The organism is Streptomyces sp. GESEQ-35 (assembly GCF_017948485.1).
Taxonomy (GTDB): Bacteria; Actinomycetota; Actinomycetes; order Streptomycetales; family Streptomycetaceae; genus Streptomyces.
The window spans coordinates 177,186-200,187 of sequence record NZ_JAFFSX010000007.1 but is presented as its reverse complement, the minus strand read 5'-3'; the positions used below and the strand labels follow the sequence as shown (position 1 = coordinate 200,187).

Below are 23,002 nucleotides of genomic sequence, written 5' to 3'. Positions count from 1 at the left end.
GATGAGACTGCTGCAACGCCCTCTGCGCTCACTCGAAGAGCTCGGCGTCCAACTGGCCTTCTACGGCCGCTCGTTGGCCTGGACCGGCCGCACCCTGCGCCGCTACAAGAAGGAGATCCTGCGGCTGCTCGCCGAGGTGAGCTTCGGCCGGGGCGCGCTCGCGGTGGTGGGCGGCACGGTCGGTGTGATCGCCTTCCTGTCCTTCTTCACCGGCACCGAGGTCGGCCTCCAGGGCTACGCGGCCCTCAACCAGCTAGGCACCTCGAACTTCGTGGCGTTCCTGTCCGCCTACTTCAACACCCGGGAGATCGCCCCGCTGGTGGCCGGGCTCGCGCTGTCCGCGACCGTCGGCGCCGGTTTCACGGCACAGCTGGGCGCGATGCGGATCAGCGAGGAGACCGACGCGCTCGAAGTCATGGGCGTGCCCTCGCTGCCGTTCCTGGTGACGACGAGGATGATCGCCGGGTTCGTCGCGGTCATCCCGCTGTACGTGATCGGCCTGCTGTCCTCGTACCTCGCCGCCCGCACCATCACCACCGTCTACTACGGACAGTCGGCCGGCACCTACGACCACTACTTCCAGCAGTACCTGCCACCGGTCGACGTGCTGTGGTCCTTCGGCAAGGTGCTCGTCTTCGCCGTCCTGATCATCCTGGTGCACTGCTTCTACGGCTACTACGCGAGCGGCGGTCCGGCGGGCGTCGGCGTGGCGGTGGGCCGTGCGGTGCGGACCTCGATCGTTGCGATCAACGTCCTCGATTTCTTCCTGTCGTTGGCAATCTGGGGCGCCAACACGACCGTACGGATCGCGGGGTGAGCCGTCGTATGAGGGTGCGTCGTATGAGGGTGCTGAGGCTGCGGTTGTACGGCGTCGTCTTCATCGCCGTGCTCGCACTGCTGCTGGGGCTGTCGGTAGCGGTCTATCAGCAGGCGTTCACGCCGGTCGTGCGGATCACGCTGGAGGCCGACAGCCTGGGCAACCAGCTCGATCCGCGGGCCGACGTCAAGGTGCGCGGGCTGCTGGTCGGCGAGGTGCGCGAGGTGCGGGCCGACGGGACGAAGGCGACGCTGGACATCGCGCTCAAGCCGGAGCACGTCGGCCACATCCCGTCCGATGTGCACGCGCGGCTGCTGCCCAAGACGCTGTTCGGCGAGAAGTACGTCGACCTGGTGGCCCCCTCTCGCTCCTCTGCCCGCCCCATCCGCGCCGGTGACGTCATCACCCAGGACCGCACCCGAGTCGGCATCGAACTCCAGCAGTTGATGAACGACCTGCTGCCACTGCTCCGGACGGTCCAGCCCGGCAAGCTCAACGCCGCCCTCTCCGCGTTCGCCACCGCCCTCGAAGGCCGCGGCGAGCGGATCGGCGACAACCTCACGCGCCTGGAGGCCTACCTGCGCCGCCTCAACCCCCATCTGCCGTCCCTCACCGAGGACATCGCCCGCTTCGCCGAGGTCGCCGAGATGTACGGCGACGCGGCGCCCGACCTGATGGAGATCCTGCGCAACACCGTGACCACCAGCCGCACGATCGTCGAGGAGAAGGACCGACTCGCGGCCGCGCTGACTTCGACGGCGACCGTCGCGGACACGGCCGAGGAGTTCCTCGACGCGAACGACGACCGGCTCATCACCCTCGGCCGGGTCTCGCGTCCGACGCTGGAGCTGTTCGCCCGCTACTCCCCCGAGTACCCGTGTCTGCTGGCCGGTCTGGTCCGGCAGGAGAAGGCCTCCGAGGAGGCGTTCCGGGGCGGCAGGATGCACATCACGCTGGAGGTCGTACGGCCGCAGGGGGCGTACGAGCCCGGTGAGGAGCCGCGTTACGGCGAGCGGTCGGGCCCCAACTGCCGTGACCTGCCGCATCCTCCGGTGCCGGCGCCCGGGGCACATCTCAACGACGGTTCCAGTAAGGCGAGTTCATCGTCGGGTCCGGCCGGCGTGTCTGCCACCCGGGCCGAGCAGCGGGCCCTCGGCTCGCTCGTGGCCCCTGTCCTGGGTGTGCCCGCCGACGAGGTGCCGCCGGTCGCGACGCTGCTGTTCGGGCCGCTGGCGCGCGGGACGGCGGTGAGTGTGGCATGAGGACCGGTCGTATGAGGAGCGCGGGAGCCCGGCAGACCGCGGCCCCGCTCATCAAGTTCAGCCTCTTCGCGCTGGTGACGATCCTGGCGACGGCCCTGCTCGCCGCCACCATCGTCAACATCTCCTTCGCCCCCGAGCACAAGTACCGCGCGGTCTTCAGCGACGTCACCGGCCTGGAGAAGGGCGACGACATCCGGGTGGCCGGGGTGCGGGTCGGCGAGGTCGAGGGGATCCGGATCAAGGACCGGACGCTGGCCGAGGTCACCTTCACGGTCGGCCGGGACCGGCCGCTGGTCACCAGCACGGGCGCGGTCATCCGGTACCGCAATCTGGTCGGGCAGCGGTACGTCGCGCTGGCCGAGGGCGCGGGCGACGGCACCCGGCTGCGGCCCGGCGCGACGATCCCGCTGTCCCGCACACAGCCGGCGTTGGACCTCAACGCCCTACTGAACGGCTTCAAGCCGCTGTTCGCCGCGCTCAGCCCGAAGGACGTCAACCAGCTCGCCACCGAGATCATCAAGACCGTTCAGGGCGAGGGTGGCACCGTCAACAGCCTGCTCGTGCACACGGCGTCGCTCACGTCGACGCTGGCCGGCCGCGACCAGCTGATCGGCTCGGTGATCGACAACCTCAACACCGTGCTGGAGACCCTCGACAAGCGCGGCGCCCGCTTCTCCGGGCTGCTCAAGCAGCTGCGCCGGGTGATTTCGGGCCTGTCCGCCGACCGCAAGCCCATCGGGGAGTCGTTGGTGAGCATCGGCGACCTGACGGAGGCGACTTCGGGCCTGCTGAAGGACGCGCGCCCGCCGCTGAGGGACGGCATCGCAGAGCTGACCGAGCTCACCGGAACGCTCAACGACAACGAGGAGACCGTGGAGGGCGTGCTGAAGCGGCTGCCGAACAAGCTCAACGAGCTGACGGGGACGGCGTCCTACGGCTCGTGGTTCAACTTCTACCTCTGCGACTTCGACGGCCGGATCGTGCTGCCGAAGACGGAGTCGACGTCACAGCAGGTGCTGACGCCTGATCTGCATGTGGCGAGGGCGAGGTGTGGAGCATGAGCCGGAAGAAACGCCCGGAGCCGCTGTTCAGGGTGCGTGTGGAGCCGCCCAAGCTGCCGAGGATACGGCTGCCGAAGGTACGGCTCCTGCCGCACCGGAAGCCCCGCCGGCACCGCCCGCAGCCGCTGTTCAAGGTGCGCGTCGAGCCACCCAAGCTGCCGAAGAAGATACGGCTCCGCCGCCCGCGCCTCGGCCCCTTCCGAGAGCGAACCCCCGTCGCCATTGGCGCCGTCGGCCTCACCACCCTCGCGCTGCTGGCCGTGGCCGCATTCAACGCCGACAGCCTGCCGGTGATCGGCGACGGCGAGACGTACAGCGCGGCCTTCGCGGAGGCGGGCGGACTCAAGCCCGGTGACGAGGTGCGGATCGCGGGGGTCAAGGTCGGCAAGGTCGAGGAGGTCGACCTGGACGGCGACCACGTCAAGGTCACCTTCAAGATCAAGGGTGAGCCGGGCTTCGGCACCGGGACCGGCGCGTCGATCCGGGTCAAGACGATCCTCGGCGCGAAGTACCTCGCGCTGCACCCCAAGGGCCGGGGTCAGTTGACGCCCGGCAGCGAGATACCGCTCAAGCACACCGTCCCCGCGTACGACGTCGTACAGGCCTTCAGCGACCTCACCACGACGTCGGAGAAGGTCGACACCGACCGTGTGGCGAAGGCCCTGGACACCATCTCCACCACCTTCGAGGACTCCCCGGAGGAGGTACGAGCATCCATCAAGGGCCTGTCGCAGATATCCCGGACGGTCGCCTCCCGCGACAAGGCGCTGCGCGAGCTGCTCGACCACGCGAACGGCGTCACAGGTGTACTCGCCGACCGCTCAGGGGACTTCACCGCCCTGGTCAAGGACGGCGACAAGCTGTTCAAGGAGATCAGCAGGCGTCGCGAGGCGATCCACAACCTGCTGAAGAGCTCCGCCGCGCTCGGCATCCAGCTCTCCGGCCTGGTCCAGGACAACGACAAGGAGATCGGGCCCGCGCTCGAGGGCCTGAACGGCGTGGTGGAGATGCTCGAACGGAATCAGTCCAACCTGGACCGGAGCATCAAGCTCCTGGCGCCCTATGTACGGCTCTTCACCAACACTCTCGGCAACGGCCGCTGGTTCGACTCCTACGTCCAGAACCTGGTCGCGGCTCCGGTGGTGCCGCGGACGGGAGGCGCACAGTGAGCAGCCGTTGGAGGAAGCGCCTGGCCATGCTGACCACCCTGGCCCTCGTCGCCGCGCTCACCTACGTCCTGTGGCCGCGCCCCGAACCGGTCCGCGTCACGGCGTACTTCCCGCGCACCGTCGGCATCTACCCCGGCTCGGACGTCCGCGTCCTGGGCGTGCGGATCGGTGAGGTCAGGAAGATCACGCCGGAGGGCGGCCGGGTGCGGGTGGAGCTGGAGTACGACGCGGACCGCAAGGTCCCAGCCGAGGCCCAGGCCGCGATCATCAACTCCTCGGTGGTCAGCGACCGTTATGTGCAGCTGCTGCCGGTGTACGGCGGCGGTCCGGTCCTGCGGGACGGCGACGAGATCCCCGAGTCGCGCACGGCCGTACCCGTCGAACTGGACCGTGTCTTCGACAGCCTGCACACCACGGCCGAGGCGCTCGGCCCCGAGGGTGCCAACAAGAACGGCTCCCTGTCGCGGCTGCTCGGGGTGAGCGCGGACAATTTCGACGGCCAGGGCGAGAACCTGCACCGGACGGTGGAGGACCTCTCGGCGGCGGTCACCACCCTGTCCGACGGCCGCACGGACCTGTTCGGCACGATCCGGAACCTCCAGGTCTTCACGGCGGCGCTGGCGGCCGACGACAAGAGCGTGCGGTCGTTCAACAGCAGCCTCGCGAAGGTCGCCGACCAACTCGCGGGCGAACGCGAGGACTTGGCGGCGGCGCTGAAGAACCTCGGGACGGCACTCGGCGACGTGTCCGGCTTCGTGAAGAAGAACAAGAAGTCGCTGACCTCGAACGTGGAGGGGCTGAGCAAGGTGACCAGGGTGCTCGTCACCCAACGGACGGCGCTGGAGGAGCTGTTGGAGGTGGCCCCGACCGGCATGTCGAACCTGAACAACGCCTACAACCCGTCGGCCGGCACCCTCGACACCCGCAACAACGCGGACCAGGCACAGGATCCGGCCTCGCTGCTGTGCTCCGTACTCAGGACGACCGGGGACGAAACGGACTGCAAGGAGCTGAGGGACCTGTTCGACTCCCTGCCGGAGGTGCCGCAGGGCCCCGCGGTGACGGGCACGGTCGACCGGACGCTCGGCGGAATCCTGGGGGCGAGCGCATGAGCGTGCAGCGCAAGGGCGGGGTGGCGGCGTGGACGGCCGTCGGCTCACTGCTTCTGTCCGGCTGCGAGTTCAACGGCTGGTACGACGTCCAACTGCCCGGCGGAGCTGCCTCGGACGGCCACGCGTACCACGTCACCGTCGAGTTCCGTGACGTCCTCGACCTGGTGCCGCAGTCGGCGGTGAAGGTCAACAACGTGACGGTAGGCGCGGTCGAGAAGGTGGAGTTGGATGGCTGGCACGCGCGCGTACGGCTGCGGGTGGCCGACTCGGTGAGGCTGCCCAGCAACTCGATCGCGGAACTACGCCAGACGAGCATGCTCGGCGAGAAGTACGTGGCGCTGTCCAAGCCGCCGGGCACCGCACCGGTCGGACGCCTCGGCGACGGCGATGTGATCCCCCTCTCCCGCAGCGGCCGCAACCCGGAGATCGAGGAGGTGCTGTCCGCCCTGTCCGCGCTGCTCAACGGCGGCGGAGTGGCCCAGCTCAAGACGATCACCGTGGAGCTGAACAGGGCGCTGGAGGGACGGGAGAACCGGGTCAAGTCGCTGCTGAAGGAACTGGACACGTTCCTGGGTGGCTTGGACGAGCAGAAGGGCGACATCATCCGGGCGCTGAACGCCGTGGACCGCCTAGCCAAGCGACTCGGCAAGGAGAAGGAAACCATCGCCGAGGCCGTCGACGCGATGCCGCCGGCCCTGAAGGTCCTGGCCGACCAGCGCCGGGACCTGACGCGCATGCTCACCGCGTTGTCGAAGCTCGGCGAGACGGGCACCAAGGTGGTCAACGCCTCGCACGACGACACGGTCGCCAACCTGAAGCAGCTGCGCCCGATCCTGCAACAGCTCAACGAGGCGGGCGCGGATCTGCCCAACTCCCTGGAATTGCTGACCACTTACCCGTTCCCGCGCAACGTGGTGGACGCCATCAAGGGCGACTACGTCAACCTCCACATCACGGCTGACCTCGACCTGGCGGGGATCTACGGCAACTTGACGGACGAGCCGGGCGGTGGGGGCGGCGAGGGGGACACGCAGGGGCCCGATCTCCCCGAGGTCCCCGGGGCCCCCGGCCTGCCGGACGTACCGGAACTCCCGGAAGTGCCGGAAGTACCGGGCGTCCCCACACCCACCGCCTTGCCGAGCGTGCCGTCGCCGTCGGCGCCGTCGGGCGGTGGCGGTGGCGGTGGCGGTGACGCGTTGTGCCCGCCGGTGTGCACCAGCAGCTACGGCAGATACGGCAGATACGGCGCCCGGGGCGACTGGCCCGAGGGCATCGACCTCGGCCTCGCCGAGTTGATGCTGAAGGGGGTCCAGCCGTGATCACACGTACGGTCAAGGCCCAGTTGCTCGCCTTCGCCACCATCACCGCCGTAGGGGTGTCGTACGTCGGCGCCGAGTACACGGGATTGGTGGACGAGGTCCTGGACCGCGGCTACACGGTCCGGGCGGACTTCGCCGACTCCGGGGGCATCTTCCCCGGCGCCGAGGTGACGTATCGCGGGGTGCCGGTGGGGAGGGTGGGCGCGCTGCACCTGACGGGGTCCGACGGCGTCTCGGTCGCCCTGGACATCGAGGACGGGGCACCGCGCATCCCGGCGAACACCCTCGCCGTGGTGGCGAACCGCTCGGCGGTGGGCGAGCAGTACGTAGACCTGCAACCCCGCTCGCCCCACGGCCCGTACTTGCTGGACGGCAGCAGGATCCCACGCACGAGCACCCGCGTGCCGCTGCCGACGACGGACCTGGTCCTCAGCCTGGACCGCCTGGTGAACTCGGTCGGCAAGGACGATCTACGAGTAACGGTCGACGAGTTGGGCAAGGCATTCGCCGGAACCGGCCCGAACCTGAATCGCCTGGTGGATTCGGGCAATGAGCTGATCGAGTCGGCGTCGGAGACGCTGCCGGAGACGATCGCGCTGATCGAGGACTCAAGGAAGGTCCTGAAGACACAGGCGGATCAGGGCTCGTCGATCAAGTCGTTCGCAAGCGATCTCGCAGCCCTCTCGGCCCAGTTGAAGGCGAGCGACGGGGACCTGCGCAAGCTGATCGGCAACGCGAGACCGGCGGCGCAGGAGGTGAACTCGCTGTTGAAGTCGGTGTCGCCGAGGCTGTCGGTCCTGCTGGCGAACCTGATCAGCGGCGGCCAGGTGACGCTGGCGAGGCTGCCCGGCGTAGAGCAGGCCCTGGTCACCTTCCCGGTGATGGTGGCGGGCAGCTACACGGTCGTACCGGGCGACGGCACGACCCACTTCGGCCTGGTGATCAACGCCGACGACCCACCGGCCTGCACCCAGGGCTACGGCACGGCGCGACGCGACCCCGAGGACACCAGCACGCGCGAGGCGAACAGCGACGCACGCTGCACTACCCCGCGCGGCAGCGAGACGTCGGTGCGGGGCGCGCAGAACGCGCCGTACGTCTCCCCGTACGACCCGGAGACCGGAACCGCCACCGGCCCGGACGGAAGGCCCGTCGAGATCGGCTCGACGGGCGGCCAACAGGCACTATTCGGAGGGGAGTCATGGCAATGGCTGCTGGTCGGACCGATGGCATGAGCAAGGCACTGTCCGGAAGGGCCCTGTCCTTGGGACTGATTGTGGCGACGGTCGTCACGACCACCCTGACGATCTGGCTGGCCCTAGGCCTCTACAAGCACCGCGAGGCGAACCAGCACCGCCAGGACATCCTGGCCGCGGCCCGCCAGTCGGCCCTGAACTTCACATCCCTGGACTACCGGCACTACGACCGGGACAGCGCGAATGTACTGGCGGGCGCCACCGGTGACTTCAAGAAACAGTTCGCGGCACAGACGGACGAGCTGACGCAGTTGGTCGCCCAGAACAAGTCGGTCTCCGAGGGCCAGGTCCTCGAAGCGGGCATCGTCCGCTCCGACGAGAACTCGGCCCGCGTCCTGGTGGTGGCCGACAGCAAGGTGACCAACACCGCAGTGCCCAAGGGGGAGGCACGCACCTACCGCCTGCAGCTCGACCTGGTGCACCGGGACGGCCGCTGGCTGACGTCCGACGTCGAGTTCGTCGGCTGACCAGGTGACATGAATGAGGAGTACGACCATGGCGAAGACGACCACCGGCCGCACCCCCGGCACCCGGCGCACCATGACGGCGGCCGCCCGCGCGGCAACCAAGCGCGCGGAGCGCGGCGTCCGCTCCGCGGCGGCCGCAGACGAGGAGACCTCGCAACCACTTGCGGGCCGCACGGTTCTGATCGATGCCCCGAAGAACGGCTGGGAGGACCCGCCCGAGCCGTCGCCGGAGCAGTTCAACGAGGACGCCCCGCCGGAGCAGAAGGACCGGGGCGCACCCCGAACCCGGAGACTGCTCACCCTGGCCTTGGGCGCCCTGCTCCTCGCCGCCCTGGTCGCGGCCGCCGTACTGGGCCGCCAGTACTGGGACGGCCGACGCACGGACAGCGCACGGAGCGAGGCGGTCACAGCAGCGCAAAAGGCAGCGCCGGTCGTGCTGTCGTACGACTACCGCCACCTGGACCGCGACTTCACGAAGGCCCGCACCCACCTGACCGGCAGCTTCCGCGACGAGTACGGCAAGACCACGAGGACCGTGGTCGGACCGACTGCCAAGAAGTACCGCGGCGTGGTGAAGGCGACGATCGCCTCCCCTGCCTCCGGCAGATCCCCGGCGACTTCGGTCGTATCGGCCTCCCCGGACGAGGTCGTGGTCCTGCTCTTCGTCAACCAGGTCACCGAGAGCACGCAGGTGTCGGGGTCGCGGGTGGATCTGAACCGGGTGCGGATGACGATGGCCCGGGCGGGCGAGGGCTGGAAGGTGAGCGGGGTGGATGCCCTCTGAAGACCGGCAGACGAGTGGGGTTGAACGCCGGGGTCTGACCCCCGAGGTCCGCGCGGCCCCCAGGGCGACGGCCATCCGTCCAGGACCGGCGTACTGAAGCTGCCGCGCGCGGCGACGGTAACCGTCCGGGTCGCGGACATCCTTCGATGCAGGCCGGGGTGCGTCAGAGTTCCGTAAGACGGATTTGATTCCCCTCGGCGGTCCCGCACACGTGCAATGGCACCATGCCCGCACCCGCCCTACTCCCCCGCTTCCGAGGCAGACTGCACGACCCACGCACGGCAACCGTGGTCGGCCGCCTCCTGGGTCTAACGATCCTGGTCTGTTTCCTGTCCGGCGTGATCAGCCACTACCTCCAGGAGCCGCCCACCTGGCTCTCCCCACACCTGCCCACCCGCCCCGCGTGGGGCTACCGCGTCACACAAGGCCTACACGTGATCAGCGGCATAGCAGCGGTACCACTCCTCCTGGTCAAGCTATGGACGGTCTACCCCCACGTCTTCGAATGGCCCCCTGTCCGCTCGATCGCCCACGCCTTGGAACGCCTGTCCATAGCCGTCCTGGTCTCAGCCACCCTCCTCGAACTGTTCATGGGCCTGCTCAACACGATCCAGTGGTACGCGTGGCCGTTCTCCTTCCGCGAGGTGCACTGGGCGCTGGCGTGGGTCATCATCGGCTCGCTGCTGCTGCACCTGGCGGTGAAGGCCCCTGTGATTGCGGCGAATTGGCGCCGCAGACGAGCAGAGCCGCCCCAGCCGGAACTGCGCGACGAGGTCGACCGACGCTCCCTGCTGCTGGGCATAGGCACAGCGGTAGGCGCCGTAACGCTCTTCACGGCGGGCCAGTCGATAACTCCGTTGAAGGACCTGGCACTACTGGCCCCGAGAGACCCGGACGTGGGCCCGCAGGGACTCCCGGTGAACCGAACGGCGAGGTCGGCGGGAGTCACGGAGGAGGCAGTACGGGACTGGCGGCTACGGGTGGAAGGACCCACCCCTTACGAGCTGACGCTGGACGAGTTGCGCGCGATGCCGCAACACCGAGTCGAACTCCCCATCGCCTGCGTCGAGGGCTGGTCCAAGTCCGCCCACTGGGAGGGCGTACGCATCAAGGACCTCCTGGCCCGAGCCGGCCTCCCCGACGGCGCCCGCCTACGCATCGTCTCCCTACAACGCCGAGGAGGCTACGGAGTGACCGAAATGGACCACCCCTACACCCGAGACGACCTAACCCTCCTCGCCCTCCGCCTCAACGGCGCCACCCTCGCCCCGGACCACGGCTACCCGGCCCGCATCATCGCCCCGAACCGGCCTGGCGTCGTGCAGACCAAGTGGGTTACGAGGCTGGAGGTGCTCGCGTGACGAGAACGACGGTCGTACGTCTGCTACTTGCGGCGCCCGGCCTGGCGGCCGCGGGTTTCGGCATCCGGGAGTTCGTCATACGGACTCACCCCGACCTGACTGACGTATGGGATCTGGCGGTGTGGCTGGGCGGGGCGGTGGTACTGCATGACGGCCTCCTGGTACCGGCCGTGCTGCTCTTGGGCCTGCTCATCGGGCGGTCACGGCTACGGCCGGTGCTGCGGGGTGGGTTGCTGACTGGGGGGTGCCTGACTCTGCTGGCCTTGCCGTTGCTGCTTCGGCCGGGGAATCCGGCGAATCCGACGGTGCTGCCTCGGGATTACTGGGCTTCGTGGTTGGTGGTTCTTGTTGTTACGGCTGTGGTGACGGGGGTTGTGACGGGGGTTGTGGCGGGGGTGGCGTTGGCACGGGGGCGGCGGAACTGACGGACGGTTCGGGCATCGGAGGCGCGCGGCGCCCTGGCCGGGTTCGGCGATGGGCTGGGGATACCGGCCTTTCACTCGCGTCTCGGCGGCGATGGTGGGAACAGCGTTGAGCGCCGCGTGACGGCTCCCGCGACGTTGGATAGCCGTGAGCTCTCGTCGAGCGGGCGACGGGAGTGAAAATCAGCCGGTACGCGATCCGCTTCGCCGAGACGTGAGAGGAGCCCCACGGTGTCCAAGGACCTGACCATAGTGGCCCGTTGGAGCCCTTCTGCCTCCGGCTCGGCCCTCACATGGCGTTGATCTTCTCGCGGCAGTCCCGGCACGAGGGGTTCGCCCCCCTCCACACAACAGGTTCTGGCAGGCGGGAAGGGGCCGGTCACCAATACCGTTGCAGCACACCCGTTCGCTGTAGCTCCTGGATGTGTTCTGAGGTACGGGCGGGCACCGAGCCTCCCGTGATCAGCACTCCAGCCTCAATGTTCCGATCTACTCCTGACTGTGTGAAGTTGGCGCTGGTGGTGAGCAAGACCCGCCGGTCAGCCAGCGCCAATTTGGCGTGGGTCTTGGCTCCCGGTTCCGCCCTGTTACCGAGAGGCCAGTGCCAGACCCTCAGCCCTGGCACCTCGAGAAAAGCAGACGCAGGTTCTGTCCCGGAGAGAGCGCTGCCGGCGCCCTGCAACGTTTCGACTACGACGTCAATGTGCACCCCCCGGCCAACAGCGGCATCCAACGCATTCGTAAGCGGCGTATAGCGGGTTGCCGAGTAGGTCATCAGCAGCAGCTCCTGCTGGGCTGCTTCGACGAGCTGGAGCAAAGCTCGACTTGTCGTCCTGACAGGGACCCGATGCGATGACGGCCCACTCCAAACCAGTGAGATCTCCTGCTCCTTGGCCCTCAGAGCGTGCCCGGCAGCGAGTCCGTGCAGGTAAGCGGCCGCCGCTGACGAGGCCACACCGTCGGCTTCTATCGCCTCCAGAAGGGCCGTCGCCGCGTCCGCAAATCCTGGGAACGCGCGAGCGGAGAGGACCGAGGCCCTCGGGCGTTGTTTCCCTATGCCTTCGGCGAGAGTACGAACACCGTCCGCTCCCACTGTCGTCAGAGCATCGGCCGCAGCTCGCTCAAATGCCGCTCCGGTCACTTGGCTCCCTGCAACAGAACAAGGTCCGGGTCGTCGATGGGCACTATGAACCGGCGGTCCAGGAATCGGTTGCCGCGCTCGCACGTGGTCTCTGACACGAAGAGGCAGACGTGACAGGCCGCACCGTGCAGGAAGTCCTCGTGCGGGGGACGCGGAAGTCGCTCTGCGCAGAGCGGATCGGAGGAGCAGCGCTCCGCGTCAGCCAAGGCGCGTCGCACAATGCGAGTGATCGTCTTGGGTTCAGCGAGCGAGACCAAGCCGCCCAGAGTGCCTTCGGCGTCGGGTACGGCTGTGTAGATCAGGATGCCCGTACGCGGATCTTCATCCCGGCCGGAGTAAATCCGTTCCGACAGACTCGCCGAAGAGTATCCGCACTCCAACGCGATGGCCCGGATCAGCAGGTGGGAGAGAGTGTGCAGAGCGATGTACCGCGCTCCGGGCCAGCCGCGCAGAGGGTTGTCGTTGCCCTGGACACGTCCCGAGTAACGGTTACGGCGGAATTCGACGTACGCCTCGCGGTGTGCCGCGAGGGCGGCGGAGCCGGCTACTCGTTGTTCCCAGGCAGCCACCAACGACTCGGGCATACGCAGGAAGATGCCCTCTCCTCGTACCTCGCTGGCCGGAACCCAGGCGGGTGTGCTGCTGCGGGACAGGGGCGCACGGGTGACCAGATCTGGGTCTTCGGGATCGGGGGCGTCGAGCCGGGTGAAACCGACGAGGGCACGGACTTCCCTGAGCCGTTCCGCTTGGACAATATGCGAGAACGTGCCGGTCAAGGCGGATGGGACAGAGACATCCCGGAGCGTGAAGTCTTCTGTGGGCTCTGGGGTATCAGGGCTGGTGAAGATCTCCCATTCCGGGGTGAGGAGATCGGGATATGACGTCGGCTGTGGGATCGAACCTGCTTCAGTGGCAGCCTGCTGTGTCTGGATGGCTTCGAATACGTCTGCTTGCTCCCATTGGTGAAGCGGTTTGAACTGCGGTAGATCCCAGAGCAGTTCGAGCATGGCGGGCGCTGTGACCTTCTGAAGCGTGTCCCAAAGCTGCTCGATCTTGCCCTGCAATGCGCTACCGCTGGTGGGCGGGACTGCCAGGACGCTCAGCGTCTGCGCAAACCACTGATTGGACGCACCGATCACCAGCGGCTTGGGAAGCTGCTCGCAGCCACCTGGACTGAAGGTCGCCAGATGAGGGTGACGGCCACGACAACTGGGCAGGGTTGCTTCCCCCCGGGAGCCCATTGCGTCGCGGATGTTCCGTTCCTTGCCGCAGTTCACGCACTTGATTTTCACGTTGGCAGCCTGGTTGCCACCGTGGTCGAGCATCTGCAGGCGGGGATGGCTGACCGCCGTGCACTCGCCGCCGCGGTGCACGAAGGTCGTGTACGGGAAGTCGTCCAGATGCCCGGACGGGCACACGAGTACAAAGCGCGCCGCCACGGCCAGCGGGCGCTTGCCTTTTCGCTTCGTCGTGCAGTTCTCGTGGAAGAAGCGGGCCTTGTCCGGGCGGCGCGGTTGGGCGTTCTCGAACTTGAAGACCTTCGAGTCCAGCGCACCCAGTTCGTTGCACGCGGTACAGCGCAGCCACTGCGGGAACGGCAGGACGGGCACACCCACTTTTGCCGCAGGTCCGTTGGGGTCAGTGTCCGCTCCATCCATCCAGGGCGCCGGACGAAGTTGGGTGACCTGAGGCCCGTACTGATCGGCAAGCAGGCTATTGACGGCCCGTAGCAGTCGCGGTTCCTTCAGATCGGCCCATTCGAAGGAGTCGTACTGCCAATCGTCGATACCTCGGACGAGAACGGCGAAGTTCGGCAGATCGACCAACGCTCCGACACCCCCTGTGAACATCAGGTGGCTGGGGCGCACGGAGCCAACGCGGCGGCGGTACTGGGCCTTGTCCATCATGAGTGCGCCTGCTTTCCGCTCTGTCCGTTCGCCACGGCCTTGTTGTCCAGTACGGCTCCGGTCTCGTCGCCTTCGGGCGTGTCCTCGTCGCTGGGGCCGTCCTGCCCACCGCCCCCTGGATAGCTCCACGCGGGAGCTCCGCCGACCACGTCGAACAAGCCGCTGCCGGACACCAGCAGATTGATCTCGTTCTCCGTCTCACGCATCGACTGAGCGACGGTGAGTTCATCCCAGCGCGCGCCGGTTGCCCTGTTCAGCAAGCCGGTGAGCTGCTGGCCCTTCCACCTGCCCTCCTCGTAGCCCAGTCGCGCGTTGCCCTGTTTCTTCTGCGCCCAGGCGTCCTTGAGGGTGTCGATACGTTCGACGAGATAGCCGCGGGCCCGTTCACCGCCGACCGCCTCGGCACGCCGAAGGAAACGCTCGGTGATCTGCTGCGCGGGCGGGCCGTCGAGATCGACGTCGAACGCGTCCGCATTGCGCGAGTTGGGATCGGTCGCGTTACGCACCGCGGCAATCCATGCGGCCGCCGTGGTGCGGTCCAGGGACCGGCGCGCGAAGGGCGTGACGGACAGAGCTTCGACCTCGCGGTAGAAGGTGGCGTGGTAGTGGCCGAAGTTCTCGAAGTGCGCCAGGTCACGAGGCCGTGTCCAGTTGTAGAGCGTGACGACCAGACCTGGGCGCTTCGCGTCGCGGCCGACGCGGGACGACGCCTGAATGTACTCGGCGGTGTTCTTCGGTTGCCCCACCACGATCATCAGGCCGAACCGGGAGACGTCCACGCCGACTTGGAGCATGGAGGTAGCGATGACCGTGTCGACGGCGCCCGCGCCCTCGGTGCGAAGGTGCAGCTTCGACGGGTCGAGTCGCTGTTTGTGCTGCGCAGCGGCTTTTAGTTCGTCGGTCAAGGCGGCCTTGCGGACCGTCGTGTCTGCCTCCTCGTCGAAGCCGATCTCCAGGCGAGCGAGCACCTCCGTGATGTCCCCGGAGGAGATGCGCGAGGTCAGCTCCTGCACGGACAGCATGTCCGTCCTGCGGAGCAGCCGATTGGAAAGGCCCTTGCGGTTGCCGTGGACACGGACACGAGTGGCGATGTCGTCGTCCAGGAAGCGGCGCATCCCCGCGAGTTCACGCGTGGCGTTGAAGTAACCCACCAGCGTCATATACGGGTCGGCGGGCTCGCCGTGCTTGTCGAAGAGCGTCTGGCCGGCGAGCAGCAGGATCTCGGCCACGCGGATCTCCGCCTGCTTCATCCTCACGCCATGTGCGCAGATTCCCAGGTAGCGCCGGCCGGGCGCCTCTTGCGAGAGTGCGACCTGCTGCGAGAAGAAGGTGTCCTCGACGTCGATCACCTGGGGCGGGAAAATTGCCGCCTTCCTGGCGAAGACGCCGAGGATCTGGTCGGCTGCTCGCTTCGTCGTGGCCGTGGATGCAACGATCTTGGGGCCCACCAGTTTCGTGGCGCCCGTACTGTCGGGCGCTGACCAGCTGCACAACTCGTCGACGGCCGCTTCAAAGAGGCCGACTGTTGTGCCCAAGGCACCTGAGATCAGGTGGAGTTCGTCCTGGATGATCAGGTCTGGCGGTCGCAGGCGTGTCACTTCCTGGCTCTTGACCGCTTCGTACTTGCCCTTGGCGTTGTGCTTCTCTCCGCACTTGGTCCGCGCGTCCAGGTCGGCGTGCCGGTAACCGTGGCGCAGACAGAGCTGGGACACCCGCCCGAAGAGCATTCCGGCGTAGCCGCGCCACGGCAGCTGGGCAAGCTTGTCTACGGTGGCGATCAGCAGGCTGGGGGCCAGGCGGTAGATCTCCTCGTCGACCGTGAGGATGGGCAGCCCTTCACGTGGGGAGCGTCGCTGTGAGAACGGGCAGGCGTTTTTGCCCTCGCCGTTGGCGCAGTAGAGAAGAACCCGGCGCAGATCATCGTCGGGATGGAGGTCGCGCTGAGCGCTGAGCGCCGTACCGCACCAGGGGCAGGCCAGGGTCTGCAGCACCTTGGCACCGCGGCTGTCCCCTGCTTCTTTCGCTTCGGCGATCTGTTGTGCCGCTTCTTCGTAGCGGTTCGGGGAGACAGCTCCGCCCACCCACAGTCCGATCCGGAAGGGCGTCGCGCCCCAGCGGGTGTCCCCGCCCTCGAACGCCTCTCGGCGCAGCACTTCCGCGGCGCAGACCAAGGCAGCGGCACGCTGGAACTGCTGGGCGGTGAGTAGCCGCAAGGTGTAGCGCATCAATACGGCGACGCCCGCGTCACCGCTACGGGCATCCGCCCCGGAGCCAATGGTTCCCTGAAGACGGCGAATGGCGAAGGTGAAGGCGGCGAGGCCGAGATAGGCCTCGGTCTTACCGCCACCAGTCGGAAAGAAGAGCAGGTCAACGATGGCATCGGCGCCTGCTTCCCGTTCGGGAAGTGTCGGAATGGCCAGCGCTCGCAGATTGAGGAGAACGAAGGCCAGCTGGAACGGACGCCAGGACGCGGCAGCGGGTCCTTGATCGGCGATCCGTTGCTGGGCCTCGGCGAAACTGAGGCCTTCCCTCTCGCGCAGCCCCGCGATGGCAGTGTGCCGCCGCTGGAGCGCCATCGCCCGGTTGGCGAACCGGAATGCTTCTAGAGCCTCGGGCCGGTCCGGATCGTTCAGGAGGTCCGCTCCGAGGGTGATCCGGACAGACACCTCACGAGCCTGTTCCACCGCGGCGAGCGCGCTGTCCCGTAGCCCGGGGGACAGTTGCTCGGCCTGCGCCTGCCGCTCGTCGAGCCAGGCACTGTATCCGTCTGCCAACGGGGCGAGCGCTGCCGTCAGTTCAACAGGTGCAAGCTCGGCGAGCGCGTCCATTGAGAGTTCGAGCCCGGCGAGATGCGCTGCGTCTTCGCCGGACGGCGCGATGGTGGCCGGAACATCGTAGACGGGAAGCCAAGTGGTGGTGAGCGCGCGGGCTCGCCGTTCGCCTTCATCGATCGTCACCGCGACGGCGACATTGCGGCCCGCCGCGTGCTTCAGCTGATTGCGATAGAGCAGCGTCAGGTGCTGCTCCTCCGGATCGGCCCCGCCGAACGCGTCGTAGGCCTCCGCAGCTCCGTCGAGCGGGTCGGAAATGGGCAGGAAGACGGGTGCCGCGCCATCAAGCGCGGTGACCCGCAACTCCGTCTGGAACAGCCAGGCGGTGTCCTTCGACTGCTGGGGCTCCTCCTGGGCGTTCACCAGGGACAGTTCGACCACTCGGGTCGGGCCGCCGGAACCCGGTCGGTTCCGTACTTCGGCGATCAGACGCACCCCTGGGGCGTCCGGGTCGTCGGCGGTGAGCGGGAGAACCTGCCGAGGCTTGCCGTCGAGCCGGATCTCGGGGTTCTTCTCGACTTGCTCGCGACTCCAGGTCGTACGGGCGACTCCGTCGTCGCTCAGCACCTGGGACTTGTCGTAACGCCCCCACCGGACACGCACGGAGACCGTATCCACTCCGTCGTCCGCAGCGACGGCGAACATCATTCCCATGGATGACGCCCACATACGGCCGGCGTTCTGTGTCGTGAGCTTCTCGGGCAGGCTCTGGTCACTGCTGTCGCCCTCGCCGTCGGAGTCGTCGTTCAACTGCTCGCCGGTGGCCGCCAGCGAGGTCGTGAGGGTGCGCTTGGGTCCGATCAAACCAACCAGATAGCGATCGCGGGGACCGGCCGCCCGGTGGTCGAACTCCTCGCTCGGGCCGTCCCAGGGACCGAGCAGATCGCGGCTGATGAGCTCACCCAGATCGTCCCGGACTTCATAGGAGCCGGCCGGGACGAAGGTCTGCGGTACTTCGCGGACCCGCTGGAGGAGATCTTCTTCCAACGAGCCCGGCGGCACCGCAGCGGACTGACTGGGCATCGGGGCGTCCCTCTTTCGTACGTCATACGCGGCCCACGAGGGCCCTGCCAGCTCCGCGGCACCCATCACCCACGACCGTGACGACCTGCCATCACCTGGATGCTAATGGTCACGTCTGACATTCAGAACGGGACGGTCGGGGCAGCTATGGCTTGTTTTGGATACTCGGCGTGGTCTCCGTCGCTGCATTCCTCGAACCTCTCCAGCGAGGCAGCCGCGACTCCACGATCGATGAAGCGATCCGTCCCGCTGGCAGGCGCCGCTCAACGCCGGCCAGTCGGCGAGCACTTGTGGGACAAACTCGGCACTCGTGCGTCGCTCGGTCCCCATCAGCACAGCCGGAGGTCCTATGCCGCAGGCGCTCTATCCGATTTGGTACTCGTCCGGCTACCGTCAGTTCTGAGGCCTGACCACGTACCTACTCAGATCGCCGTGCGCAATCGTTGTCTCGCAGCGGGGGTGCCTTATGGCTACCGGTACGACATCGGCACGACTCGGCTCCAGGAGGCGCGGCCAGGCCGCCGGCAACCGGTCACCCGCGGCGGAAGGCCGTAGCCAGCACGAGGAATGGCTGGGTCTTGTCACGATTGACGGCCCGTTCCTCGGAATCCCGGCGCTGACCCGCGTATGGCCGCAGCTCGATGCCCTGGACGGACCGGCGAGGCGCTCCTTACGGATCGAGCACCGCGAGTGGCACTCGAAGCCGGGCGTCTACCACGACGCGTGGATCGGCTACCTCCTCCGTGACCTGCTGGGCTGGGGGGACGCACTGTCCGAGGATCCTGCGCTCCTGGGCAACCTTGCCCTGTCCGTTCCGGAGCACCAGGAGACGGTGACTCCGTCGTTCGCCCTGATCCACCCGGACGCCTCCGATGCGTCCAGTCCCGCGCCGGACGCGATCCCTCTGCTGGGCCTCGTCTGCGTCCCGGACGTGCTGCCGACGGCCCGGCAGTCCGGCACCGCGTGGTCCGCCTCTCCGGCGGACCGGCTGGCTCGCCTCTGCCGCCACCACGGCATCGGTCTCGGACTGGTCGCGGCAGGCCGCTGGTGGACTCTTATCTGGGCTCCCCGTGAGGCAGCGGCCACATACATCACCTTCGACACCGCGGACTGGGGATCGGCGGCCGATCGGACGATGGTAAGGGCGTTCATCTCGCTGCTCAGCCGTCGACGCTTCTTCTCCGTACCGGACGACGAGACGCTGACGTTCCTCCTCAACAATGCGGAGGATCGAGCAGAAGAGCTCACCGAGTCGCTGGGCCGACAGGTGAAGGCGGCCGTCGAGCTTCTCGTGGCCGCCATCGGCCGCGCAGATAGAGAAGCGCGTGAGGCTGGCCGGGCCGGGCTGGAGAAACAGTCAGCAGCTGAGGTCTACAACGCCGCCCTCGCGACCCAGATGCGGATCCTCTTCGCGTTCTTCGCCGAGGAGAAAGCGCTACTGCCCGCCGACAACCCACTCTACGCACGGTCCTATTCGGCGGGCGGCTTGTGTGCCGAACTCGAAGCGCAGGCCCGGGATACGAGCGAAGAGGACCTGGAGCAAAGCACTGCAGCGTGGCACCGGCTTGTGGCGCTATTCCACGCCATCTACCAGGGTGTAGATCACCCCAGCATGCGCATTTGTGGATACGACGGCTCCCTTTTCGACCCTCGGCGACACCCCTGGCTCGAGCCGGGCGACGGAGAGTCTCCATGGCCTGTGGACGACCGGACCGTGCTGCACATGCTGCGTTCCGTCCAGTACATCACCACCGGTCAAGGCCCAACCCGGGAGCGACGCAAAACTGCGTTCAGTCATCTGTCGCTCGGTGAAATCGGCCAGGTCTACGAGGGACTCCTTGAGTATGAGGGCCAGCGCGCGGCCACCGCGGTCATCGGCCTATCGGGCAAGCCGGGCCAAGAAATCCAAGTAGAACTCGCCGCAATCGAGAGTCTTGCTGCCGAGACTACTCGGGGAAGCACCCAGCTCAGCACGTTTGCCACGTCGCTCTCCAGCGCGTACAAAAACTCTGGCATTGGCACGCCCAAGGCAGTGGAGCGGGCACTGCGTGCACTCGACGGGCATGAACATATCTTGGCTGAGCGGAAGTTGCTAGCTGCGACGGGTGGCGACGCCGCTCTCACCGAGCGACTCCTGCCCTTCTACGGCATCATCCGCAGCGATCTGCGCGGGCTTCCCGTCGTCGTCCTTCCGGGAGGCCTCTACGTCGGCAGGTCGTCGAAACGTAAGGCGACGGGCGCGCACTACACGCCTGAGTGGTTAGCTTCGGATGTGGTACGCAGCACATTGGAGCCATTGGTCTACTTCCCCGGACCACTGGAGACGGCCGACAGCCAGGTCTGGAAGCTCAAGCCCAGCGGAGACATTCTGAAGCTCAAGGTCGCTGACATCGCCTGTGGTTCAGGGGCATTCCTCGTCGCGGCCTGTCGGTATCTGGCGGAGCGTCTGGTCGAGGCTCGAGCAATCGAGCAGCAAACAGAGGCGGCAGGACGCATCAAGGAACAGTTCGAGGCTGATGTCATCCGTCGGCACGAGCCCTTTCGGGAACGAGAGGATGACGGGTTCGACCTGGTGATGATCCGGGCGCGCCGAGAAATTACGGAGCATTGTTTGTACGGCGTCGACATCAATCCGCTCGCCGTCGAGCTCGCCAAGTTTTCCCTGTGGTTGGACACAGTCGAGCCCGGGATGCCGTTCACGTTCCTGGATGACCGGCTGATTGACGGAGACGCGCTCGCAGGGATCTCATCGGCCGAGCAAGTGGAGTACATGCACCTATTGCCGACGGCAGAGAATACGGTTCATCGCCGGTCCCCGGTCGATTACACGTCGACCATTTCGCAGCAGCTTGGGATGGGCGCCTACATCCAGCACGCGGCGCAGTTACGAAAGAGCATCGTCGACATTCCCGGAACGTCACTCACAGCTCTCGAAAGAAAGAGGAGGATATTGGAAGAAGCTGAACATTCCGTCGAACTCTTAGAGTTGTTCGGCGAGCTCATCGTAACCGCATCCTTGGCGGAAGCCCAGCATGGTGCGCCAGGCCTGGATACGGCCGCCGTCGCGGCGGCTACTCGCCCTTACCAGTTGGGCAAGGTTCATACAGAGGATCAGGCGAGCATCAAGAGCCGAGCAAGAGAAGACATAGCGCGGTGGCGCCGCGCCGCAGGCCTCGGAGACCCCGACGAATGGAAGCCGCTAAATTGGCCACACCGATTCCCGGAAGTTTTCCAGGGTGGCGGTTTCGACGCTATAGTGGGAAATCCGCCATATCTGGGCGGCAAGAAGCTTACCGGAACCTTAGGGAGGGGGTATCGAGAGTATCTGGTTCATGTCCTGGGGCGTGGGGTTCGCGGGAATGCAGACCTAGCAGCGTACTTCCTCCTACGCATGCACAACCTGCTGAACGCGCGCGGGCAGATGGGGTTAATCGCCACGAACACCCTGGCGCAGGGGGACACACGGGAGGTTGGACTTGATCGACTCGTGGCAGATGGACTCGAAATCCGTCAGTCCGTACAGAGCAATCCCTGGCCGTCCCGCAGCGCTATGCTGGAGTACTGCGCCGTGTGGGCAAGCCGGAGCAATTTAGCTGCAGGTGGGCTGCGGCTCTCGGATGGAATACCAGTTAAGGGGATCACTCCATCGCTGGACCCGGTTTCACGCGTCACTGGAACAGCACATCGGCTGAAAGAGAACGAAGGAATCGCATTCCAGGGGACACTAGTCCTCGGCACCGGATTTACCATGGAGCCAGAGGCAGCTCAAGCCTTGATCGGAAAAGACAAACGGTATCGGGAGGTGCTCTTCCCTTATCTCAACGGGCAGGATCTGAATTCGCACCCCGACGGCTCGGCAAGTCGATGGATCATCAACTTCCACGACTGGAGCGAGCAGCGCGCCAAGCAATATCCCGAAGCGTACGAACAGGTGCGTCGGCGGGTGAAGCCCGAGAGGGCTGCGAAGGACCCGCGCACGTACGCAGGCCTAATGGATCGATGGTGGCTCTACTGGCGAATTCGAGGGGATCTACATCAAGCCATTACAGGCTTGAAACAGGTGCTCGTGATAACACGCGTTAGTAAAGTCGTAATGCCCATGCTGGTACCAACTGGCCAAGTCATGAGTGAGGCAACAGTTGTTTTCGCAACAGATGACACCGGGATGCTGGCGTTGCTCAGCAGCGCACCGCACTATTGGTGGGCGATCCGTCATTCATCAACCATGAGGGGTGATCTCCGCTACACACCTTCCTACGTGTTCGAGACCTTCCTACGGCCGGAGCTCACCCCAGAACTCCGACGCTTAGGCAACCAACTGAACACCCGCCGTGGCCAGATCATGCTTGTACGAAGCGGGCTCACTGCCACATACAACCTCGTCCACGACAAGAGGTGCATGGACTCGGATGTCACGGAACTGCGGGCCATCCACCGCGCCATTGACGAGGAAGTGGCCCGCAGCTACGGCTGGCACGACCTCCTCGACCAACCCGGCGGCCTCAACCATGGCTTCCACGACACCCGCCAGGGCCCCCGCTACACCGTAGGCCCCATCGTCCGCCAGGAAATCCTCGACCGCCTACTCGAAGAGAACCAACGCCGCCACCAAGCCGAGGCCGACGCAGGCCTCCACCCCAGGCAGGAGTCTCTCCCCTTCGACGAGTCATCCCTCACGCGTACGACGCCAACAGCGCATCCAGCGTCCACACAGTCGCCGCGACCCCGGACGTCCGGGCAAGGTACCGGTCCCGTTCGATGAGGATGTTCAGGTCGCCGCAGCCAAGCTGATTGCAGGCGTGCTCCACCAGGCTGCTGCCCGTGCTGCCGCCCCCGATCAGCGCATTGAGATGCGCCGCGTCCCACTCCACCTCGTTGAGCGCCCAGGGCGCCTTGCCCTCCACCACCGTGCGCAGCACGCCGGCGAACCGCTCCGCGCATGTACGCCTCTGCCGCCCGTCAGGCAACTGCGCGATGTGGTTTCCCGTCTCGATGACCGCGGTCACAGGGAGCAGCAGGTCACAGTCCCGAGCCTCCCTCTTGCGACGCAGCTCTTCGATCACCTTCTCG

The 23,002-nt window shown here is 66.7% G+C and carries 16 protein-coding genes; 11 read left to right on the top strand and 5 right to left on the bottom strand.

Annotated elements, in window-relative coordinates; translation table 11 throughout:
- Position 1 precedes the first annotated feature (1 nt).
- The 10 genes from KCH87_RS16425 to KCH87_RS16380 all read left to right on the top strand — a co-directional run bounded on the left by KCH87_RS16425 (position 2) and on the right by KCH87_RS16380 (position 10,608).
- The gene (locus tag KCH87_RS16425) at positions 2-817 is read left to right on the top strand and encodes an ABC transporter permease (protein WP_031476521.1); all 816 of its coding nucleotides are present in this window, start codon (positions 2-4) and stop codon (positions 815-817) included.
- Between the two features lie 23 nt (positions 818-840).
- The gene (locus KCH87_RS16420) at positions 841-2,079 is read left to right on the top strand and encodes an MCE family protein (protein ID WP_210586829.1); all 1,239 of its coding nucleotides are present in this window, start codon (positions 841-843) and stop codon (positions 2,077-2,079) included.
- Positions 2,080-2,090: 11 nt separating this feature from the next.
- Positions 2,091-3,140, top strand: a complete 1,050-nt coding sequence (locus tag KCH87_RS16415; protein ID WP_210586828.1) for an MCE family protein — start codon at positions 2,091-2,093, stop codon at positions 3,138-3,140.
- Entirely contained in the window at positions 3,137-4,309 is a 1,173-nt protein-coding gene (locus tag KCH87_RS16410; protein WP_210586827.1) for an MCE family protein, read from the top strand. The genes KCH87_RS16415 and KCH87_RS16410 overlap by 4 nt, the downstream gene beginning before the upstream one ends.
- Before the next feature lie 26 nt (positions 4,310-4,335).
- Positions 4,336-5,421, top strand: coding sequence for an MCE family protein (locus tag KCH87_RS16405; protein WP_210586826.1), 1,086 nt, complete (start codon positions 4,336-4,338; stop codon positions 5,419-5,421).
- Positions 5,418-6,740: an MCE family protein gene (locus tag KCH87_RS16400; RefSeq protein ID WP_210586825.1), complete on the top strand. Its 1,323-nt coding sequence runs from the start codon at positions 5,418-5,420 to the stop codon at positions 6,738-6,740. Before KCH87_RS16405 ends, KCH87_RS16400 begins: the two co-directional genes overlap by 4 nt.
- Complete coding sequence (locus KCH87_RS16395; protein WP_210586824.1) at positions 6,737-7,975, top strand: MCE family protein; 1,239 nt, start codon at positions 6,737-6,739, stop codon at positions 7,973-7,975. The genes KCH87_RS16400 and KCH87_RS16395 overlap by 4 nt, the downstream gene beginning before the upstream one ends.
- Positions 7,948-8,463: a hypothetical protein gene (locus KCH87_RS16390; RefSeq protein WP_374199003.1), complete on the top strand. Its 516-nt coding sequence runs from the start codon at positions 7,948-7,950 to the stop codon at positions 8,461-8,463. The genes KCH87_RS16395 and KCH87_RS16390 overlap by 28 nt, the downstream gene beginning before the upstream one ends.
- 28 nt (positions 8,464-8,491) lie before the next feature.
- A complete protein-coding gene (locus KCH87_RS16385) occupies positions 8,492-9,247 on the top strand; it encodes a hypothetical protein (RefSeq protein WP_210586822.1) in 756 nt (251 codons plus the stop codon).
- Between the two features lie 224 nt (positions 9,248-9,471).
- On the top strand, positions 9,472-10,608 hold the full coding sequence (locus KCH87_RS16380; protein WP_210586821.1) for a molybdopterin-dependent oxidoreductase: 1,137 nt from the start codon (positions 9,472-9,474) through the stop codon (positions 10,606-10,608).
- Between the two features lie 23 nt (positions 10,609-10,631).
- On the opposite strand, the gene KCH87_RS50080 is transcribed toward KCH87_RS16380, so the two are convergent.
- The 4 genes from KCH87_RS50080 to drmA all read right to left on the bottom strand — a co-directional run bounded on the left by KCH87_RS50080 (position 10,632) and on the right by drmA (position 17,932).
- Complete coding sequence (locus KCH87_RS50080) at positions 10,632-10,757, bottom strand: hypothetical protein (protein ID WP_282612951.1); 126 nt, start codon at positions 10,755-10,757, stop codon at positions 10,632-10,634.
- Between the two features lie 652 nt (positions 10,758-11,409).
- Positions 11,410-12,123 (bottom strand): DISARM system phospholipase D-like protein DrmC, encoded by a 714-nt coding sequence (gene drmC, locus KCH87_RS16375; protein WP_308298846.1) that lies wholly within the window; start codon positions 12,121-12,123, stop codon positions 11,410-11,412.
- 44 nt (positions 12,124-12,167) lie between these two features.
- Positions 12,168-14,078 (bottom strand): DUF1998 domain-containing protein, encoded by a 1,911-nt coding sequence (drmB, locus tag KCH87_RS16370; protein WP_210586819.1) that lies wholly within the window; start codon positions 14,076-14,078, stop codon positions 12,168-12,170.
- Positions 14,075-17,932: a DISARM system helicase DrmA gene (gene drmA, locus KCH87_RS16365; protein ID WP_210586818.1), complete on the bottom strand. Its 3,858-nt coding sequence runs from the start codon at positions 17,930-17,932 to the stop codon at positions 14,075-14,077. The genes drmB and drmA overlap by 4 nt, the downstream gene beginning before the upstream one ends.
- A gap of 466 nt (positions 17,933-18,398) precedes the next feature.
- On the opposite strand from drmA, the gene KCH87_RS16360 reads away from it, so the two are divergent.
- Positions 18,399-22,694, top strand: a complete 4,296-nt coding sequence (locus tag KCH87_RS16360) for an Eco57I restriction-modification methylase domain-containing protein (RefSeq protein WP_210586817.1) — start codon at positions 18,399-18,401, stop codon at positions 22,692-22,694.
- Here KCH87_RS16360 and KCH87_RS16355 read toward each other — a convergent pair.
- The gene (locus tag KCH87_RS16355) at positions 22,606-22,938 is read right to left on the bottom strand and encodes a hypothetical protein (RefSeq protein WP_247196305.1); all 333 of its coding nucleotides are present in this window, start codon (positions 22,936-22,938) and stop codon (positions 22,606-22,608) included. The genes KCH87_RS16360 and KCH87_RS16355 overlap by 89 nt on opposite strands.
- Between the last annotated feature and the right edge of the window lie 64 nt (positions 22,939-23,002).

Bases quoted from the DNA above. Each gene is read 5' to 3' on its own strand.
- KCH87_RS16390 (WP_374199003.1), top strand. From the start codon at position 7,948: ATGGCTGCTGGTCGGACCGATGGCATGAGCAAGGCACTGTCCGGAAGG.
- KCH87_RS16385 (WP_210586822.1), top strand. From the start codon at position 8,492: ATGGCGAAGACGACCACCGGCCGCACCCCCGGCACCCGGCGCACCATG.
- KCH87_RS16380 (WP_210586821.1), top strand. From the start codon at position 9,472: ATGCCCGCACCCGCCCTACTCCCCCGCTTCCGAGGCAGACTGCACGAC.
- drmB (WP_210586819.1), bottom strand. From the start codon at position 14,078: ATGATGGACAAGGCCCAGTACCGCCGCCGCGTTGGCTCCGTGCGCCCC.
- KCH87_RS16400 (WP_210586825.1), top strand. From the start codon at position 5,418: ATGAGCGTGCAGCGCAAGGGCGGGGTGGCGGCGTGGACGGCCGTCGGC.
- KCH87_RS16405 (WP_210586826.1), top strand. From the start codon at position 4,336: ATGCTGACCACCCTGGCCCTCGTCGCCGCGCTCACCTACGTCCTGTGG.
- KCH87_RS16420 (WP_210586829.1), top strand. From the start codon at position 841: ATGAGGGTGCTGAGGCTGCGGTTGTACGGCGTCGTCTTCATCGCCGTG.
- drmA (WP_210586818.1), bottom strand. From the start codon at position 17,932: ATGCCCAGTCAGTCCGCTGCGGTGCCGCCGGGCTCGTTGGAAGAAGAT.
- KCH87_RS16425 (WP_031476521.1), top strand. From the start codon at position 2: ATGAGACTGCTGCAACGCCCTCTGCGCTCACTCGAAGAGCTCGGCGTC.
- KCH87_RS16360 (WP_210586817.1), top strand. From the start codon at position 18,399: ATGGCTACCGGTACGACATCGGCACGACTCGGCTCCAGGAGGCGCGGC.
- KCH87_RS16415 (WP_210586828.1), top strand. From the start codon at position 2,091: ATGAGGAGCGCGGGAGCCCGGCAGACCGCGGCCCCGCTCATCAAGTTC.
- KCH87_RS16410 (WP_210586827.1), top strand. From the start codon at position 3,137: ATGAGCCGGAAGAAACGCCCGGAGCCGCTGTTCAGGGTGCGTGTGGAG.
- KCH87_RS50080 (WP_282612951.1), bottom strand. From the start codon at position 10,757: ATGCAGTACCACCGCCCCGCCCAGCCACACCGCCAGATCCCATACGTC.